Origin of the sequence: Aeromonas sp. A35_P (genome assembly GCF_002259925.1) — a bacterium.
GTDB classification, from domain to species: Bacteria; Pseudomonadota; Gammaproteobacteria; order Enterobacterales; family Aeromonadaceae; genus Aeromonas; species Aeromonas dhakensis.
The window spans coordinates 21,541-24,985 of sequence record NZ_NEVB01000237.1; the positions used below are offsets into that span (position 1 = coordinate 21,541).

1 protein-coding gene and 1 pseudogene are annotated in these 3,445 nt (G+C 67.9%); one reads left to right on the plus strand and one right to left on the minus strand.

Features of this window, described 5'->3' with window-relative positions; all coding sequences use genetic code 11:
* Nucleotides 1-218 precede the first annotated feature (218 nt).
* The gene (locus tag CAK78_RS19245) at nt 219-506 is read left to right on the plus strand and encodes a hypothetical protein (protein ID WP_017783746.1); all 288 of its coding nucleotides are present in this window, start codon (nt 219-221) and stop codon (nt 504-506) included.
* A 36-nt stretch (nt 507-542) separates the two neighbouring features.
* Here the strand turns inward: CAK78_RS19245 and torS are convergent.
* Nucleotides 543-3,353, minus strand: a pseudogene (gene torS, locus CAK78_RS19250) (TMAO reductase system sensor histidine kinase/response regulator TorS).
* Nucleotides 3,354-3,445 lie beyond the last annotated feature (92 nt).

A 3,445-nucleotide genomic window follows, 5' to 3' on the forward strand; every position in this document is an offset into this window, starting at 1 on the left:
CCGATACACTCGGCCAAGCGCCTGCGCGTGGCTCATCAGCCGGCCAAAACCAGAGCCAGATCATGGATATAGCATTTACTAATAGATAACATCTTTAGCAGGCACAGCAGTTGCCCGGCGCGCAGGCCGGCAACGGAAGGGCCCCTCACCGCATCCGGTCAACTGCTGCTCGCGTCACCCTCTTGTCTTGTCACACCGCAGACCCACGGGAGTAAGCCATGCTGGATAACTTGATGCTGTTTCTGATTATTTCGGTATTCGCGCTGTTCTACTGGATCTACTACACCGGCAGTCGCAAGAGCCCTTTCACCACCCAATGGGACCAGTTGCCCACCCGCGAGCAGTATCTGGCGGCCCACCCGGACGCCATCGACGGCGACATCATCTTCTGCATTCACTGCGGCCATCATCAGCAGCTGGATGTGGGCCTGGTGCACCAGGCCGACTTTCGTCGCCAGCACCTCTGCGCCCAGTGCAGACAGCCGCTCTATCGCGAAGAGCAATGACCTTCCTGAGCGGACGCGCACCACGCGCCCTTGCTGCTAATCCGGCAGATGCTTCGCCTGCCACGCCTGCAAACCGGCCAGCGCCTGCTCAAACGGCCCGGCCAGCGCCCCTCCATCCAGCAGCCCCTGCTCCACGGCGGCGCACTGCGCCGCGAAATCATCCTGCCCGAGCGCCAGGGCACTGCCCTTGAGCCTGTGGGCCAGCGCGCGCTGCGCTTCCCCTTTGCTGTGCGCCAGCTCGGCCACCAGGGGCGCCCCCTGCTCGGCAAACAGGGCGATGAGCTGGCGGATGCGCTGACTGCCGAGCAGGGTCAGATCCGCCTCCAGCACCCGGTTGGCGGTCTCGACGGTAGCGAGCGGTTCGCTCGCCGTCAGGGGAGGCGCCTCCTCTCCCGCTGACAACCGGTCGATGGCCGCGGCCAGCGCCCCCAGCCGCACCGGCTTGCCGACGAAATCGGCAAACCCCGCCGCCAGACAGGCGCGCACATCCTCCGGGTACATCTGGGCCGAGATGGCGATGGCGGGCAGGCCGCAGCCATGCTCCTCCTCGCTGATGGCCACCAGATCCTCGCGCAGGGTCATGCCGTCCATGTCAGGCAGATTGATGTCGAGCAGGGCCAGCTCGAAGGGGCGCTCGGTCACCCGCGCCAGCGCGCTGCGCCCATCCTCGGCCAGGGTGACCCTGTGGCCGAGTCGCACCAGCATGCCCTCGGCCACCAGCCGGTTGATCTCGTTGTCCTCCACCAGCAGGATCTCCCGCGGCTGGCCGAGGCGCACCGGCTGGGCGCTGACCGGCAGCTGGGCCGCCGAGCGCTGCAGCGGCAGGCTGAAGCTGAATTCACAGCCCTGCCCCGGCTCGCTGGAGAGCATAAGCTCCCCCCCCATGGCGGCCACCAGCCGGCGGCTGATAGCGAGCCCCAGCCCCGTACCCCCCTGATGGCCCATGTCCCGCTTGCGCTGACGGAAGGCCTCGAACACCGCCTCCTGCTCCCTGGCCGGAATGCCGGGGCCGGTGTCTTTCACCACGAAGCGGATACAGGGCTCGGCACAGGGGCCCGCGCAGGCAAGCGGTGCCACCACCAGGGTGATGCGCCCCTCACCGGTAAACTTGACCGCATTGCCCAAGAGGTTCGCCAGCACCTAGCGCAGCTTGCCCAGATCCCCCTCCACCACGGGGGGGAGCGAGGGGGCATACTCCAGCGCCAGCGTCACCCCTTTCGCGTCGGCCCTCGGCCCGAACAGGGCGATCAGCTCCTCGGCCAGCGGGCGCAGGGAGAAGGGCTCGCGGCGCGACTCCACATGGCCCGCCTCGATCTTGGAGTAGTCGAGAATGTCGTTGAGGATCTCCAGCAGGGATTCGCCGCTCTGCTCGATGGCGGCCAGGTAGCGCTGCTGGGTCTCGCTGAGGTGGGTGTCCTCCAGCAGGGTGAGGCCGCCGAGGATGCCGTTCATGGGGGTGCGAATCTCGTGGCTCATGGTGGCGAGGAACACCGACTTGGCCCGGTTGGCCTGCTCCGCCTCGGCGCGGGCCAGCCGCTGCTTCTCCACCTCCTCGTTGAGGCGCGCATTGGCGTGGCTGAGCTGCTCGGTGCGCTCCTCGACCCGCAACTCCAGCTCCCGCTGGTAGCGGCCAAGTTCGAGGGCGTTGTCGCGAAACACCTGCAGCGCCCGCGCCAGCTCCGCCAGCTCGTCGCGCCCCGCCTCCCCGACCGGCGTCAGCGGCGCCAGATCCCCCTTCGCCAGCCGGCTCATCCCGGCGACCGCACGCTGCAGCGGCCAGACGATGCGGCCATAGACCACCCGCCACATCAGCAGGATGAGCAGCATCAGGGTGAGCAGGCCGATCACCATCAGGGCCTGCTCCAGCAGCTTGAGCCGCTGGCTCAATGCCTGCTGGCTCTGCCCCAGGGAGTCGCGGGCCTGACTGACCAGGGTGCCGACCTGACGGTTGAGACTCCCCATCAGGGCGTCGTTGGCAGCGGCCAGCACCCGCAGCGCCTCCCCCTTGCCGAGCCAGTCGCTGCGCAGTTGCACCAGCCGATCGCTCTGCTCCAGCTCGTCCAGCGCCCGCTCCACCGCCTGGCGGCGGGCCGGATCGGTCACCGCTCCCGCTCGCAGCCGCAGGATGGCCAGCTCACCGCGCACCTCCTGCAGCAGGGTTTGCAGCCCGTCCTGCCGGTCGCTGCGCCAGATCTCCTCGATACGCTGCTGCTGCATCAGGGTACGGTGGCGCAGCTCCGTCATCTGCTCCAGCCAGTCGAGATCCTGCTCCAGCAGCCGGTCGACCGCCTCATCTGCTGAGCGCCCCTGCAGCGAATAGAGGGAGCCGAGCCCGGCCACCATCACGGTTTCGGCGTTCTCCATCTGGCTGCGGGCCAGCTCCGCCACCTGACCGGCGGCCGTCACCAGCCGGGAGCGCAGGGCGCTGCCTTCGGCCATCAGCGTCAGCCGCTCCCCTACCAGCCAGCCCTGCTGGCCCAGGTTGCCGATGATGGTCTGGCTGAGGCGATGCAACTCGTCTGGGGTCTGCTTGCCGCCACCATGACCCAGCTGCTCCAGCACCTGTTGCATCTGCTGCCCCTGCAGGGTGAGCAGCCGCCCCTGATGCGCCCGCTCCCCCTCGCTGGTGGCGGAGGCCAGCAGGTGGGAAGAGCTCTGGATCTCGCCGCCGAGCCGCGCCAGGGTGCGGGCCAGCTCCTGATCCGCCAGGGTCTGCTGCACCCCCTGCTCCAACTGGCGCAGATGAGTGAGCCCGAACCAGCCCAGCAGGGAGGCCCCCAGTGTCAACAGCGCCATCAGGGAGAAGGCCAGCAGCAGCTTGCCACCCAGGCCGGAAAAGATTCTCACGCGAAGCCCCTTGGTTGTGGTCGACTTTGACCGGATAATATGGCCCCACACTTTAACAAAACCCCCGGCCATGCGAAGCGTCTGTCTCTCCC